We start from the raw sequence: 14,742 nt of genomic DNA on the forward strand, positions 1-14,742 counted from the left end.
GTGTCAGCTGGCGTCCCGGATGAAGTGGGTGCGATCGGAGTACTGGATGCCGGCGGGCAGGTGGAGGACCGCGTCATGCATGCTGCCGGGTTCGAGCCCGACCGCGACCTGCGGGGATTCGAACAGGCTCTCCCAGACCTCCCCCGCTGTCCGTTCCCGTCCGTCAGGATTCGTCGTGTCCGCCCACACGCCGAAGCCGGACTCGTCCCATCGCTTCACGTACTCGTGCTGACCGTCTTCGTCGATGTAGATGAGCCGGGTGCCGGCCGGGCAGTCGAAGAACTCGTCGTCATCGCCGGCCTGCAACGGCAGGTGCGGGCGAAGCGGACGCTCGCCTCGTTCGATGATGCTGTCGTCCAGGTCCTCGAACCGGTTCCTGTGTGCCGTCGGGAGGTTCTCATCCGGCAGTGTCGCCGCCCTCCGGCGGAACTGTCCTGCGTTGCGGGGCTGGCCGCGGGGATGGTCGTGCTCGAACGTGCTCATGTGGGAGATACGGGCGGCAGGCGGGCCCCGCCCGGCCGGTCACGCGATCCGGGCCTCGAGCTCCCGGACCCGCCCGATGAGGGCCAGCACCGTCGCGGGGTTGACGCTCGCGATGTACGCACGGTCCTGCGGGCGGATGTTCAGTTCGAGCGTGCACGCGCTCCGGCATCCGCAGTCACCCCAGTGCGCGGCTTCGATGACCTCCCGCTCGTACTCGTAGGTACCCGGGTCCCCGGCACGTCCCAGAAGGTCCGGGACGCGGTGGTCGGTCCATCGCCACGGGCCGGCGGTCGCCGCGTGTGCGAGTGTTTCCAGTTCGTCGAGGTTCACGTCCCTGACGTCGGTCTGCGGAGAGTCCATACCGACCACATACCCGGCCGGTCGGCCACGCTCGCCTCCTGGCCGCTCGTGTACTGGGCATGACGAGCATCGACGGGCACGGCAACATCCACCACCCGGCAGGAACCACCGCGGGCGGGCAGTTCGCGGCGCACGCCCGCACACGCCCCACGGACACCCTCGAGGCCCCGGTCGTCGTGGCTGAGCCCGTGCCGACCCGCGCCGATGCAATCCGTGTCGGTGACGTCGTCGTCGGCGACGCGTGGAACGACGAGACGGACAGCGAGGTCATCGTGCAGCGGCGTGTCTTCGACGTTCGCGGGTACACGCGCCTGTCCGACATGCGGTCGATGATCGACATCATCTACGACGACGGCACGACGAGCTACCCGGTCCCGGCGAACGCACGCCTGCGCGTGATCGCCGCCCCGCTGCCCGCGAACGCCCGGGACCCGAAGGAACTGCTCGACGATATGCGGGAGCTGACCCGGCTCGTGCGCACCGGGCAGGCGTCCGATCAGGTCGTCGCGGACGCGATTCGTGCGGCGGAGGACCCGGGCCGGGACCGGAACACGGACGCGTACGCGAAGCATCTCGCGTCGTACCTTGAGCTCGATGGTCTCTTCCCGGACGCGGTCGCACGGCTGCGTGCCGCGTCCGACGGTGCCTGACGACCGCTCCGGCGTTCCCCGCGGACTGGGAAATCGCCCCCGAGGGCTGGTGGCCGGCCCGGAGGCGATTCCGCGATGCCTTCCACATACCCGGTGCGACCGATGAAGTACGCCACGCGGATCCGATCAGGCATATTTCCGAATGTCAGTCAACCAGCACATACTTGACTATCGTCTTGTTGTTCGGTTCTAGGGGTGGTGTGATGCACCTGCTGACGCCTCGGCCCGTGTCACATGCCACGGTAACGGTCCTGAACGTCGCCCCGATCGCCGTCAGCGCCGGCTTCCCCTCCCCCGCCCAGGACTACTACGACGGCCCGATCGACCTGACTGCGATGCTCGTCGACGATGACGCGGCGACGTTCATCGTCCGGGCGTCCGGGCACTCCATGACCGGCGCCGGAATCTACGACGGCGACGAGCTCCTCGTTGACCGGTCGACGACGCCCCGCGACGGTGACGTGATCGTGGCCGTCCTCGACGGCGAGCTCACCCTGAAACGGCTGCACGTCACCGCGGGTGGCGTCGTCCTGAAGGCCGACAACGCCGAGTACCCCGACATCGTCGTCCCCGAGCTCGCGGACCTGACCGTCTGGGGTGTCGCGACGTACTGCCTGCACCATTTGAGGTGATCGAAATTCTGGCCCACGTGGATGTTAACTCCGCCTACGCGAGCTGGGAGAGGGTGTTCCGCCCGGATCTGGAGGGGGTGCCACTCGTTCTGGCTTGTGTACGTCTCGACACTGTCCAGTAGGCACTCGGCGACCACGGCACGTCGGACCACGAGCAACCTCGGACCCAAACGCAGAATCAACGAGGACAGAGCGCACTCCGAGGTCACGGCCTGCGGAAAGTTGCGTGCGTCAAACGAGCGAGAAGGCGCCCATCAGATGTCGTCGGCGAAGCCGGCCGTTCTGCGGGGGACGCTGCTCGGCGACAAGGGCGTATCTGAGGTCTACTGCGAGCTCTGCTTCGTGGAGTGCGTTGAGGTCAGACGTAGACTCCGCGGTCTTCCATGAATTGGATGGGGTTGGTGTATCCGCCGTCGATGTAGACCTCGAAGTGCAGGTGGCATCCGAAGGAGCGTCCGGTGTCGCCGGCGTAGGCGATGATTTGGCCCGAGCCGACCTGCTGACCGCTGTCGACGATGATGCCGCCATCCATGATGTGCGCGTAGCCGGTGCTGATGCCTGCGCCGTGCTGGATGCGGATGTAGTTGCCGTAGTTTCCGTTGCGGCCGGCGTAGTCCACCGTGCCGGAGTTGGCGGCATAGATGGGGGCTCCGCACCCGTTCGCGAGGTCAGCGCCATAGTGGTAGCTGGAGGAGCAGCCCTGTGGACCGCAGTCGGGTGTGCGGGGGCCGTAGCTCGAGCTGCGTGCGCCGCCGTGGGGTCGGACCCATCCGCCTGATCCGGCGGCCGCGCCACCTCCGTTCGCTGCGGCTTCGGCCGCTTCGCGTTCACGTCGTGCCTGCTCTTCCGCCGCTCGGGCGGCAACGCCGGCTTGGTACCCCGCGACGGTGTTGGTCGTCGTGTCTTTCAACGCCGCGAGTTGTGCCTTCAGGGTCTCGACATTGGAAGCCTGCTCGTCCAGGGCCGCTTTGGCTGCTTGGGCTGCTGCCTGCGCGGCCTTCATCTTCTCTTCCGCGGCCTGCTGGAGCCGGTCTCTCTCGTTTCGCGCGACCTTCGCCTGGTCGGCGAGCGATTGCGCAGTATTCCGCGTCGAGACTGCGTTCTCGTAGACAGACCGGCTGTAGTCGAGGAACTTGTCCATCGTGCCCAGACGGGTGAGCAGGTCATCGGTGTTCTCCGCGTTACCGGCGAAGAAAAGGCGGAGGGCGGGGTCGTTGCCCTCGTCGCGGGCCAGCTGCGCGGCGACCTGATTCGCTTTGCGTGCCGCCTGGTCTGCGACTCGTGCACTCGAGTCAGCTTGCGCCTGTAGGAGATCTGCTTTGGTGATCGCGGCGAAGAACTGTTGCTGAGCGGCATACAACTGGTCCGAGGCTGCTGCGGCGGCGGATTGAGTGTCGGCGACCTTCTGCGTCAGGTCGCTGATGAGCGCTTGGATGCGAGCGACCTCTGTTGCCTTGGCGCCCTCGTCGTTCATTGCGCGCTGTACATCGTCCCAGCTGGGATACGACGATGCGAACGCAGCGGGGATACCCATGCCGAGCGAGGAGAAGGCCGCGAGGCTCAGCGCTCCGATTCCCAGGGCGCCGCGCCGGCTGACGTGCAACTTCCAAACAGAGTCGCGTGCCGTCGTCGTGGAGCCGAATCCTCGCGGGTCAGCTTCTCGTCGGGGGTGTTTCGGAGTCTGGTCGTTCACTTTGCCCTTTCGGTGGGCGATTGGAGCGGCGTGTCACGTCGGGAGGGAACGGTGCTCAGTGTTGTGGCGGCCTCCGACGATTCCATAGTCCCGGGCATCGCGAAGGCTCCCGGTCGGCACGCCCAAAGGTGGTGCTTTCCCAGCTCGATGAAAGAAATGTCACACGCTCCCGCCGTGGCACCGCAACACATCGGTTGGGTCGACATCTGTGCGATGAGCCCTCGGAGGCTGGCCGAAGCCACGGACCCGCAGCCGGGGGCGGCTATTGCACGTCGACGCTATCCGTGGCAAGGCTCGGCGACAGTTCGGCGAGCGGTGACATCCGGCGGTCGGGCAGGGGGCGGCGGGCCGCTCGAAGGCCATTGAGGATGATGACGATCTCTGCAAGCTCGTGCACCAAGACCACGCCGGCGAGCCCGACGATGCCGAGGAGCGCGAGCGGGAAGAGTCCGATGATCACGGCCAGGGCGAGACCGATGTTGGCCGTCATGATGCGGCGGCCGCGGCGGGCATGGGCGAGTGCGTCGGGTATGAGGCGGAGATCGTGTCCGGTGAATGCGACATCGGCTGACTCGATTGCGGCGGCCGAGCCGTTCACGCCTATTGCAATCCCGACCGTCGCGGCCGCGAGGGCGGGGGCATCGTTGATGCCATCGCCCACCATGGCGGTCGGCTGCGTCTCGGCAAGAGTGTCGATGGCCGCGGCCTTGTCGGCGGGGAGCTGCTCAGCGCGGACATCGATGATGCCTGCCTCCGATGCGATCGCCCGGGCGGTGCGGGCGTTGTCACCGGTGAGTATGACCGCATCGATCGCCAGCTCCTGCAGCATTCGGATCGTTTCGGCTGATTCCGGGCGCAGTTCGTCTCGCACGCCGATCAATCCGGCGATGACTCCGTCCGCTTCGACGACGACGACGGTCATGCCTCGTGCGGACATCGACTCCGCGACGTCGCGAGCATGACCGGGATCGATCCATCGCACGTTCCCGATCCGGATCCGCCGCCCGTCCACAGTTCCGGATACACCGCGCCCGGCGTTTTCGACCACTCCCGTCGCCAGTACGGCGGAGGAGGATGCTTTGGTGATCGCCGCGGCCAGCGGGTGGGTGCTGCTCGCTTCGACGGCCGCCGCCCATGCGAGGAGCTCGTCGTTGCTGACGCCGGGAGTGTGGAAGATCTCGGCGACAGCGGGCTCGTTGCGGGTCAGGGTGCCGGTCTTGTCGAAGGCAACAGTGCGGATCGTCCCGAGCTGTTCGAAGGCCTCCCCGGATTTGACCACGACACCGAACTTCGACGCGGCTCCGATCGCACTGATCACCGTGACCGGGACCGCGATCGCCAATGCGCAGGGTGAGGCCGCGACGAGAACGACGAGAGCGCGTTCGATCCACGTCCACGGGTCGCCAATCAGGATCCCGAACAGTGCAACGAGTGCTGACGCGACCAGAACGGCCGGGACAAGAGGTCGGGCGATCTTGTCGGCTAGACGTGCCCTGTTGCCTTTGCGAGCATGCGCCTGCTCCACCAGGGACACGATCTGGGTCAAGGAGTTGTCACGACCGTCCGCGGTCGCTTCGATCCGCAGTGTCGCCGCCCCATTCACGGATCCGGCCATGACCGAGTCGCCGGGTCCTGCCTCGACCGGGATCGACTCACCGGTGATCGCCGAGGCGTCCAGGCTGGAGCGCCCCTCGACGACAACACCGTCCGTCGGTACGCGTTCGCCGGCACCGACGACCAGAATGTCCAACTCACGGACATCCTGGGCAGGGACCGTCAGGTCTCCGCTCAGCCGGGAGATGCGGGCGGTGTCGGGGATCAACGAAAGCAGGGCGCGCAGGCTCTCTTTGGCGCGGTCCATCGCCCGGTCCTCGAGTGCCTCGGCGAGGGAGAACAGGAATGCCAGGGCTGCGGCCTCACCGACACGGCCGAGCAAGACTGCCCCGATCGCGGCGATCGTCATCAGCAGGCCGACACCAAGACGGCCACGCATCAGACGACGCATCGCCCCAGGGGCGAACGTGTAGGCGCCGACGAGCAGACCCGCCCATTGCAGCACCAACGCAGGGATGGGCAAGCCCGCCCACTCCAGCCCGTACCCCACGGCCAGGAACGCCCCCGACAGGGCAGACGGCAGCAACGCGGAGTCGCGCCACCACGACGAGCGGGCCGCATCGGCCACCGCAGCAACCGCGGCCCCGTCCGGACCACAGCAAGCATCGGCCTCAGACGACCTAGAGGCGAGATCGACGCTGTCAGTCGCCGAGCTCACCGCGCAGCAGGCGTCGCCTCCTGCCTGTGAGCGTCGCAGCTCGACACGTTTGCGCCCAACGGTTTGCCGTTGCTCATCAGAGCCACAGCACTCTTCGCTCATGCGCAGCACTCGCAGTTCTCGTCGACGCAACTGACCCCTTCATCGACGGCAACCACGGCCTCGAGGAGGTGCCGCAGTCCGATCGTCAGGTGCGGGTCGGCGATCTCGTACCTGGTGCGGCGCCCCTCCGGCGCCGCGACGACCAGACCACAGCCACGCAGGCACGCCAGATGGTTGGACACGTTGGTGCGCGTGAGGTCGAGGTCCCGCGCGAGCTCCGCGGGATACCCCGGGTGGTCCAAGAGCTCCAAAAGGATTCTGGCTCGGGTCGGGTCCGCCATCGCCCTCCCCAGCCGGTTCATCACATCCAGACGGGAAGCAATAGTCAGCATGTACTGACTATACAGCGAATAGTGAATTCTGGATGGTCGAGATCCTGGCTGCCCTCTCACGGGAAGCCGCCGGGTGCTCGACGCAGGTCGCACGGGCGGTCTCAGCGCCGCTGCCCGTCCGATTATCGGCTCCTTCATCAGGTTCTCGTGGGACGACCGGGTATCATCTGGCATGTGACCCTCTCGGCTGGAACCCAGTGCGAGCAGCGGAGTCACGCGGCGCTGATAATGCAAATCATTAGCATCCTCGGCCTGGCGATACTGCTCGTCACCGGCATCGCCGCAGCATCGCACCTCGAGGGCAGCCAAGCCCCCTCAAACACGGCGACCAGCGCACTCCCGAACTCGGCGATGACGCACGCCGCGACGGCGGAATCGTCCTCGGACGCTCCTGCAGCGTCCGAGCGAGAGTACGGCTCCCTCAGCGCCGGGGCATTGTGCATTCTGGGGGCGCTGGGCGGCCTCATCCTTGCCCTCGCACTGAGGGGGCTGCTGCGACGGCGTACGCTCGTCGGTCTTCTCGCCCCTCGGCGAGAGCTTCCGTTCCGTCTGTCGATGATGCGCGACCTTCTCCCGCGCACGACCGGTCCGTCCCTGTCACAGCTGGGTCTTTCCCGAACCTGAGTACGGCCATCATCCTCTGCCGATGATGCCTCGAGCCCCGGAGCTTCCTCCGAGGTTTCTACCGCCGTACCTGTGTTTGGAGTACCCCGAATGAGAACGTCCGTCAAAGCGACGATCGTGACCGCTGCCGTGATCGTCGTCCTGTTGATCATCGTGCTGGTCTTTGCCCTCACCCGCCCGTCAGCTCAGGGGGCCCCGGATCCCACAGCCGGGCCGCCCCCAGTCCAGCGACCCAACTCACACGTCCTCGACGAGGGGGGTAAGGGGGCGGTCACACTGGTCGAGTTCCTCGACTTCGAGTGCGAGGCGTGCGGCGCCTGGTACCCAGTCGTCGAAGAGCTTCGAAAGACCTACGCCGGCAAGATCACCTACGTCGTCCGCTACTTCCCCCTGCCCGGCCACCTCAACTCGACGAACGCCGCTGTCGCCGCCGAGGCGGCTGCCCAGCAGGGACGATTCGAGGACATGTATCGCCGTCTCTTCGCGACCCAACCCGACTGGGCCGAAGCGAAAACGTCGCGCGCTGACGTGTTCCGTGGATATGCGACCGAGCTGGGCTTGGACATGGCGGCCTATGACAAGGCCGTCGCGGACCCCGCCACCATCACACGGGTGGAGCAGGACCTCAACGACGGCCAGAACCTCGGCGTGAACAGCACCCCGACGTTCTTCCTTGACGGCAAGCGGTTGGAGCTGCAGAAGCAGAACGACCTGGAGAACGCCGTCGCCTCCGCGACGAAGAACAAGAACTGACCTCATCGTCCGGGGTGGCGAACCGTCGCCACCCCGGCCCGATCCGTCACCTGGTGAAAGGAAACCATCATGGGCGCAGGACACAGCCATGACGCAGGCGAGACGACCCCACGCAAGCGCCTCCTCATAGCGTTCGGGATCACGGCCTCGTTCTTTGTGGTCGAAGTCGTCGGCTCGATCATCACGGGGAGCCTGGCGTTGCTCGTCGACGCAGCGCACATGCTGACCGACGTCATCGGTCTCGCTCTCGCCGTCACAGCGGCGCATCTGATGAACCGTCCGCCATCCCAGAAGCACACCTGGGGTCTTCGACGGGCAGAGGTCCTTGGCGCCCTGACCCAGGCGTCGCTGCTGCTCGCGGTCGGCATCTTCGCTCTCGTGGAGGGTGTCCGGCGCCTGTTCGAACCGCCCGAGATCGCATCGGGCAGCCTGCTTTTCTTCGGGATCATCGGCCTGCTCGCCAACGTGGCGTCGCTGATCGTGCTGCTCGGCGGCCGGAAGCACAACCTGAACATGCGGGCCGCGTTCCTGGAAGTGGTCAATGACGCGCTCGGCTCCGTCGCCGTGATCATCAGCGCCATCCTCATCGCGGTCTTCGGCTGGTACCAGGCGGACGCGGTCGCAGGAATCCTGATCGCCGCGCTCATCATCCCCCGGACTCTGATCCTGCTGCGCGCCTCAGCGAGCGTTCTTCTCGAAGCAACCCCTCCGGGGCTGGACCTGGACGAAGTGCGCCGCCACCTCAACGAGCTCGACCACGTCGCGGAGGTCCACGATCTGCACGCGTCCCAGGTGTCCACCGACCTGCCCACGCTCACTGCACACGTCGTCGTCGACGACGGGCTCACCGCCCAGCAATCCGCCGATCTGCTGCGTTCCTTGCAGGAATGCGTCGCGGAACACTTCCCCGTCAGCGTCGAGCATTCGACGTTCCAGCTCGAGCCCCGCTCACACCCGGAAGAACACGTAAGCCACGCGTGACTGGCACCGACCAGGACGCGCAACCGGAAATATACGAAGGAGTCACCATGAAATGCCCCATTGACGCCACCGACCTGCTTATCGCAGACCGGTCAGGCATCGAGATCGACTACTGTCCACAGTGCCGCGGGGTCTGGCTCGATCGCGGCGAACTGGACAAGATCATCGAGCGCAGCACAGGCTTCACCGAGCCCGCACCGCCGGCGAACAACGGCTACGCCCCACCCATGCCCACCTACGACCGAGGGCAGAACCGGGGCAACGGTCATCACGGCAGCCGTGAAGGGCACCATGGCGGGCGGCGGCGATTCGGTGACCTCTTTGATTTCTGAGAGTCACGCGTCGCCGCGAGCGCACTCGGCCCGCCGGCAATGGCCTCGACGTGTCATTGCCGGCGGGACGGCGACGCTGCTCGGCGTCGCCCTCGCCATGTCGGCCGCCCTTCCCGCAGCCGCGGAAGACGGGCTGGAATCATCGACACCTGCCGCGGGCACCACAATCGACGTCGCACCGGCCGAGATCTCCCTGACCTTCACCGGACTCATGCACGCCCTCGACAGCAACATCGTCGTCGAAGTGACCGATGCGGCAGGTCAGGAGCTCGCCGACGGTAACCCCAGGATCCAGGATCGAACGGTCATCCAACCCGTCCGCAAAACCAGCAGCACCGGTGCCTTCACCGTGCGTTGGCGAATCATGGGGCGCGATGGCAAGACCGTCACCGACTCGTTCAGCTACGACGTCACCGCGGCAACGAACACTGTTCCCGCGGCGGACGAATCACCGACCCCCGCTCCTGAACCAGACGACGTCCCCTACCAGGAGGCCCCGCCGCGGGAGGACCTGGGACAGATCGGTGTGCTCACCGTTCTCGGTTTCGGGGCGATTCTCGGGGCCTCAGCCGGCGTCGTGATGTACGCGGGATGGCAACGCCGCAAACGAGACCGCGCCGAACAAGTCGACACGGACGCACCAGCGGAGGCACAGCAATGACACACGGACAAGCACGCCGGTTCTTCATCGTCTGCGTCGTCACCGGCCTTGTCGCCGTCATCGATCAGGCCACCAAGGTAGCCGCGATGACATGGTTGAGCACCGAACAGAGAATCCCTCTGCTCGGTGACTTCCTCGGGCTGACCCTGGCTTTCAACCCGGGCGCCCTGCTCTCCCTCGGATCGGGTGTCACCGGTCTTCTCACCCTGCTCGGAGCAGGAATAACCGTGCTGTTGTTCGTCGCAGCTCTTCGCACCCGCACACGGTCCCAGGCCATCGGCATCGGGTTCCTGCTGGGCGGAGCGATCGGGAACCTGATCGATCGTGTCTTCGCGCCCCCCGCGTTCGGCCGCGGGTATGTGACCGACTTCCTCGCCTATGGGACATGGTTCATCGGAAACCTTGCGGACATCGCGCTCGGCGTCGGCTTCGTCGTGATCGGCGTCGGCGCCTGGCTACGACGCCGGTCAAGGAACCAGGCGGTCAGCGCCGCGATCGAGCCCCGTGCCACGTCCCCGAACTCAGGCCAGCGTGTATGAAACCCCGTGACCCGGCACCTGTCCAACGCAACGCGCTTGCCCCGTCCCTGATCGCGGCGGCGGTGCTGTTCCTCTCGCCGATCCTGCCGGCTGGATCCTGGAAGCTGGTAGCGCTGTTCGCGACGGCGATCCTGGCGCTGATCATCGGATGGTTCGCATTCCGAGCCCGACAGTGGGCATGGGTGTTGATCTTCGGCGCGATCGCGGTGCTATGGAACCCCGTGCTGCCGTTCCCGTTCTCAGGCATCGTCTGGGACATCGCTCAACCCGCCGCCGCACTGGTGTTCCTCGTCGCGGGCGCCGTGATCAAGACGAGGCACCCGTGAGTATTCGACGAGCAGCAGCGGTTGCCGGAGCAGTTCTCCTGTTCGTCCTCACCGGCTGCGCAGCAAATGGGCCGCTGACGGAGCAGTACCGCGGCGGCAACGAAAAGGGGTACATCGCGGGCAACTTCCAGGTCGTTGAGATTCCCCGTGCAGAGCGAGGAGACCCGGTCACCTTCGAAGGGAGAACCGAGCGCGGAGAGACCGTTTCCAGCAGCGACTTTGAGGGACGAGTCCTCGTCGTCAACTTCTGGTACGCGGCATGCGGTCCGTGCATCGTCGAAGCGCCGCTGCTGGAGAAGGTCTGGCAGAAGTACAAAGAGCAGGACGTGAGCTTCCTCGGCGTCAACACCTACGACCAGCCCGCCACCGCGCTGTCGTTCGCCCGCGACAACGGCATCACGTACCCCAGCGTCATGGACGTCGATGAGGGAACCGTCAAGCTCGCCTTCGCCCGGGTGACACCCATCCAGGCGACACCCACGACGGTCGTCCTCGACCGGCAGGGGCGCGTCGCCGCCCGCATCATCGGTCAACTGCCGAGCTCCTCGATACTCGCCAGTCTGGTCAAAGACACCCTCGCGGAGTCGCGGTGAACTCCGGTCAGATCATCGTCGACGGTGCCTTGTGGATCGCACTGCCGCTCGCGGCTCTCGCCGGTCTTGTCTCCTTCGTCTCGCCCTGCGTGCTGCCGCTCGTGCCCGGATACCTCGGATACGTGGGCGCCCTCGGCGGCGACCCCTCGCCCCGAAGCTCCACCGCACCGGCAACCAGCACGCGCTCACGCGGCAGGCTTCTGCTGGGCGTGGCGCTATTCATTCTCGGGTTCGCGGCGGTGTTCATCACCGTGACGATCCTGGGCGGCACAATTGGGCTCCTGCTGCAGCAGTACACGGCCGTGCTCGTCCGCGTTCTCGGCGGCGTGGTGATCCTGCTCGGCCTCGTCTTCGTCGGCGTGTTCGCGACCGCGCAGCGAACCATCCGACCGCGACTGCCGAAGAAGATCGGGCTCATCGGAGCGCCCCTGTTGGGTGTCGCTCTCGGCCTCGGCTGGACGCCCTGCATCGGCCCCACCTTGGCCGCGATTCTCTCCATGTCCTGGAACCTTGGCGATCCGTGGCGGGCCGGTCTGCTGGGACTGTCGTACTCCCTCGGGCTGGGCATCCCGTTCCTGCTGCTCGCCGTCGGCTGGGGATGGACGACCCGCTCCGCGGGCTTCGTGCGCCGCCATATCCGCGTCGTCAACCTCGCTGGCGGGGTCATGCTCATTCTGCTGGGCCTTCTCATGGTGACCGGCGTGTGGACGGCCCTGATGTCGGCTCTGCAACAGGTGGTGATCCGTGTTCCCCTCCCGCTCTGACACCGAAGTCGGTGTCGACCCGCACCGGCCGGACGACCACTTGGACAGCGCTCCCGTCGACGTGACGCAGCCCCAGATTGGCCTGCGGGGGATACCGATCTGGGCCTGGCGGCAGCTGACCAGCATGCGAACCGCCCTGGTGCTGCTGCTCTTCCTCGCCGTCGCAGCCGTACCCGGCTCCCTGTTCCCCCAACGCAGCGCCGACCCGAACGGCGTCACCCAATGGAAACGGGACAACCCGGACCTGTTTGCGTTCGTCGACGGTGTCGGACTGTTCGACGTCTACGTGTCGCCGTGGTTCTCCGCGATCTACCTGCTGCTGTTCACCTCGCTGGTCGGCTGTGTCGTGCCTCGCGCCCGCCACCACTACACAGCGCTTCGGTCGCGCCCGCCACGAACTCCTGCGCGGTTGTCACGCCTCAGCGCCCACACGCAGACGACGCTCCCCGTCACCGCAGGTGAGAACGACAGCACGGAACGGGCCATCACACTCGCCGAGGGTCTCCTCCGCAAGGCCGGCTATCGAGTCGAGCTGTACTCCGGGCCCGGGTGGAGCTCAGTCTCCGCCGAACGTGGATACCTCCGCGAAACCGGGAACCTGGTCTTTCATGTCGCGCTGGTCGGCATCATCGTCTCCGTCGCCATCGGCGGATCTTTCGCATACACCGGCCAACGGGTGGTGGTGGAAGGGACGACGTTCGTCAACGCCCTCAGCGACTACTCCTCATTCAACCCGGGACGTTTCGTGGACGGCGCCGGCCTCACCCCGTACTCACTCAGGCTCAACGACTTCAAGGTCGCCTACCAACTGCCCGGCGCGCCCGGCGCCGGTCAGGCGGGGGACTTCTCGGCGAATGTGACGGTGCGGGGCGACGATACGGCCAAGAAGCAGGACCTGTCCGTACGGGTGAATGCTCCGCTGACGCTCGCCGGCGACCGGATCTACTTGCTCGGCAACGGCTATGCGCCCACCCTCACCGTCCGAAACGGCCGCGGGGACGTCGTCTACCGAGACTCTCAACCGTTCCTGCCGCAAGACACGAACATGACCTCGCTCGGTGTCATCAAAGTCGTCGACGGGATGCCGGAACAACTCGGATTGGTCGGGTTCTTCTACCCCACGCAGGGCACCCTTCCCTCCGGCGCGTTCACGTCGATCTACCCGGACGTGATCAACCCGGTCCTCACCATGAACGTGTACAGCGGAGATCTCGGCATCGACGACGGCACGCCCCGCTCCGTCTACACGCTCGACACCTCAGGCCTCACCCAACGAACAGGCGGGAAGACCGGCGTCCAAGCCCTCAAACTCACCCCCGGAACCTCGGCCGACCTGCCCGACGGGCTGGGAACGGTCACCTGGGAGATCTCCTCGTCGGCCGCGCCGGTGAAGCGTTTCGCGTCGCTTCAGATCCAGCACGACCCGAGCAGCGGCTGGGTACTGGGATTCGCGATTGTCGCGACCCTCGGACTGTTCGCGGGCCTGTTCCTGCCGCGCCGGCGGCTGTGGGTGAAAGCACGGTCCGTGACGGACGGGATCGTGGTCGAATATGCCGGGCTCGCCCGAGGCGATGACCCCACCCTGCAGGGCGCCGTCACAGCGCTGGCGAAGCACCACGCACGGCAGTACCACGATGACCGTCCGGGCAGCGAGAACCGATGACTCCCTGGATTCCGGACGACGCGCCGACGCTGACGAACCTCCTCCTGCCCGCGCAGGGACCATTTCCGACCCTGCCGATGCTCGCTGCCGTGCTCGCGATCGCCTACCTGCTCGGGGTCGTTCGTCTTCGTCGTCAGCGTCGACGGTGGCCTCTCTGGCGCACGGTGTGCTTCCTGCTCGGCTGCCTGGTGCTTGCCGCGACGACCGGGGTCGGTGTCGAAGCGTACGGGTATGCCCTGCTATCGGTCTTCATGTTCCAGCAGCTCACGCTCATGATGACCGTCCCCCCGCTGCTCATCCTCGGATCCCCGGGAACCCTGCTCCTCCGTGCGACACCGCACCATGGGGTCGGTCTCGTGATGCTGCGCACGGCTCATGCGGGACTTCGGCACCCCGCGGCACGATGGGCGCTCAGCCCCTGGGTGACCCTGCCCCTGTACCTGGCCGCGTTCTACGGGCTCTATCTCGCCGGATTCGCCGACGTCGTCCTCGCCACCCCCGGCGGTCATCTTGCGCTGGAGATCGGCTTCCTCGTCGCGGGGATCCTCTTCACGATCCCCGTCTTGTCGTCCGACCCGCTGCCTTCGAAGTTCAGTCACCCCGGCCGCGCACTGGACGTGTTCGCCGAAGCAGCACTACACGCGTTCTTCGGGGTGTTCCTGATGATGGCGACCAGCCTGCTCGTCGTCGACTTCACCGCCACCACGACCGCCCTCGGGATTGACCCGTTAGAGGACCAGCGCCTCGCCGGCGGTCTCGCCTGGTCCTACGGGGAGGCGCCGACGGTTCTGATGCTGCTCTACGTCATGCACCGCTGGTTCCGCGATGACACGACCCGGACCGCGGCAGACGACCGGTACAAAGACGCCCACGGAGACACCGAACTGGACAGCTACAACGAATACCTCCGAAACCTGCACGGAAACGGACGCTGACATGGTGCTGCTCAGGCACCGTCGTGCCACCGATACGACCGCCCCGC

General features: G+C 66.4%; 17 protein-coding genes. 12 read left to right on the plus strand and 5 right to left on the minus strand.

What is annotated here, in order from left to right:
* Positions 1 to 3: 3 nt before the first annotated feature.
* Positions 4 to 483, minus strand: a complete 480-nt coding sequence (locus ACYQ1L_RS10420) for a hypothetical protein (protein ID WP_460004096.1) — start codon at positions 481 to 483, stop codon at positions 4 to 6.
* Positions 484 to 522: 39 nt separating this feature from the next.
* Positions 523 to 843: a hypothetical protein gene (locus ACYQ1L_RS10425; RefSeq protein WP_460004097.1), complete on the minus strand. Its 321-nt coding sequence runs from the start codon at positions 841 to 843 to the stop codon at positions 523 to 525.
* A gap of 59 nt (positions 844 to 902) precedes the next feature.
* Here ACYQ1L_RS10425 and ACYQ1L_RS10430 point away from each other — a divergent pair, with 59 nt between their 5' ends.
* Together ACYQ1L_RS10430 and ACYQ1L_RS10435 are read left to right on the plus strand one after the other, a co-directional pair.
* The gene (locus ACYQ1L_RS10430; RefSeq protein ID WP_460004098.1) at positions 903 to 1,493 is read left to right on the plus strand and encodes a hypothetical protein; all 591 of its coding nucleotides are present in this window, start codon (positions 903 to 905) and stop codon (positions 1,491 to 1,493) included.
* Positions 1,494 to 1,696: 203 nt separating this feature from the next.
* Entirely contained in the window at positions 1,697 to 2,125 is a 429-nt protein-coding gene (locus tag ACYQ1L_RS10435; protein WP_460004099.1) for a LexA family protein, read from the plus strand.
* A gap of 358 nt (positions 2,126 to 2,483) precedes the next feature.
* Here the strand turns inward: ACYQ1L_RS10435 and ACYQ1L_RS10440 are convergent, their stop codons facing one another.
* The 3 genes from ACYQ1L_RS10440 to cmtR form a co-directional block, all read right to left on the minus strand.
* Positions 2,484 to 3,818 carry a peptidoglycan DD-metalloendopeptidase family protein gene (locus ACYQ1L_RS10440; RefSeq protein WP_460004100.1) on the minus strand — a complete coding sequence of 445 codons (1,335 nt, stop codon included), beginning with the start codon at positions 3,816 to 3,818 and terminating at the stop codon, positions 2,484 to 2,486.
* 262 nt (positions 3,819 to 4,080) lie between these two features.
* Positions 4,081 to 6,192 carry a heavy metal translocating P-type ATPase gene (locus ACYQ1L_RS10445; protein WP_460005800.1) on the minus strand — a complete coding sequence of 704 codons (2,112 nt, stop codon included), beginning with the start codon at positions 6,190 to 6,192 and terminating at the stop codon, positions 4,081 to 4,083.
* Positions 6,189 to 6,524, minus strand: a complete 336-nt coding sequence (gene cmtR / locus ACYQ1L_RS10450) for a Cd(II)/Pb(II)-sensing metalloregulatory transcriptional regulator CmtR (RefSeq protein WP_292888470.1) — start codon at positions 6,522 to 6,524, stop codon at positions 6,189 to 6,191. The genes ACYQ1L_RS10445 and cmtR overlap by 4 nt, the downstream gene beginning before the upstream one ends.
* 714 nt (positions 6,525 to 7,238) lie before the next feature.
* On the opposite strand from cmtR, the gene ACYQ1L_RS10455 reads away from it, so the two are divergent.
* The 10 genes from ACYQ1L_RS10455 (at position 7,239) to ACYQ1L_RS10500 (ending at position 14,695) form a co-directional block, all read left to right on the plus strand.
* On the plus strand, positions 7,239 to 7,901 hold the full coding sequence (locus tag ACYQ1L_RS10455) for a DsbA family protein (protein ID WP_460004101.1): 663 nt from the start codon (positions 7,239 to 7,241) through the stop codon (positions 7,899 to 7,901).
* 69 nt (positions 7,902 to 7,970) lie between these two features.
* Positions 7,971 to 8,882, plus strand: a complete 912-nt coding sequence (locus tag ACYQ1L_RS10460) for a cation diffusion facilitator family transporter (RefSeq protein ID WP_460004102.1) — start codon at positions 7,971 to 7,973, stop codon at positions 8,880 to 8,882.
* Positions 8,879 to 9,214 (plus strand): TFIIB-type zinc ribbon-containing protein, encoded by a 336-nt coding sequence (locus tag ACYQ1L_RS10465; protein WP_460004103.1) that lies wholly within the window; start codon positions 8,879 to 8,881, stop codon positions 9,212 to 9,214. The genes ACYQ1L_RS10460 and ACYQ1L_RS10465 overlap by 4 nt, the downstream gene beginning before the upstream one ends.
* Positions 9,162 to 9,875, plus strand: coding sequence for a copper resistance CopC family protein (locus ACYQ1L_RS10470; RefSeq protein WP_460004104.1), 714 nt, complete (start codon positions 9,162 to 9,164; stop codon positions 9,873 to 9,875). Before ACYQ1L_RS10465 ends, ACYQ1L_RS10470 begins: the two co-directional genes overlap by 53 nt.
* Positions 9,872 to 10,414 carry a signal peptidase II gene (locus ACYQ1L_RS10475; protein WP_460004105.1) on the plus strand — a complete coding sequence of 181 codons (543 nt, stop codon included), beginning with the start codon at positions 9,872 to 9,874 and terminating at the stop codon, positions 10,412 to 10,414. The genes ACYQ1L_RS10470 and ACYQ1L_RS10475 overlap by 4 nt, the downstream gene beginning before the upstream one ends.
* The gene (locus ACYQ1L_RS10480) at positions 10,411 to 10,740 is read left to right on the plus strand and encodes a DUF6804 family protein (RefSeq protein WP_460004106.1); all 330 of its coding nucleotides are present in this window, start codon (positions 10,411 to 10,413) and stop codon (positions 10,738 to 10,740) included. The genes ACYQ1L_RS10475 and ACYQ1L_RS10480 overlap by 4 nt, the downstream gene beginning before the upstream one ends.
* A 2-nt stretch (positions 10,741 to 10,742) precedes the next feature.
* Positions 10,743 to 11,333 (plus strand): TlpA family protein disulfide reductase, encoded by a 591-nt coding sequence (locus tag ACYQ1L_RS10485; protein WP_460005801.1) that lies wholly within the window; start codon positions 10,743 to 10,745, stop codon positions 11,331 to 11,333.
* Positions 11,330 to 12,097 carry a cytochrome c biogenesis CcdA family protein gene (locus ACYQ1L_RS10490; protein WP_292888481.1) on the plus strand — a complete coding sequence of 256 codons (768 nt, stop codon included), beginning with the start codon at positions 11,330 to 11,332 and terminating at the stop codon, positions 12,095 to 12,097. The genes ACYQ1L_RS10485 and ACYQ1L_RS10490 overlap by 4 nt, the downstream gene beginning before the upstream one ends.
* Positions 12,098 to 12,221: 124 nt before the next feature.
* Positions 12,222 to 13,760, plus strand: a complete 1,539-nt coding sequence (gene resB / locus ACYQ1L_RS10495) for a cytochrome c biogenesis protein ResB (protein WP_460004107.1) — start codon at positions 12,222 to 12,224, stop codon at positions 13,758 to 13,760.
* Entirely contained in the window at positions 13,757 to 14,695 is a 939-nt protein-coding gene (locus tag ACYQ1L_RS10500; protein ID WP_460004108.1) for a cytochrome c oxidase assembly protein, read from the plus strand. The genes resB and ACYQ1L_RS10500 overlap by 4 nt, the downstream gene beginning before the upstream one ends.
* Positions 14,696 to 14,742: the final 47 nt, after the last annotated feature.

The organism is Microbacterium xylanilyticum, from assembly GCF_054654695.1.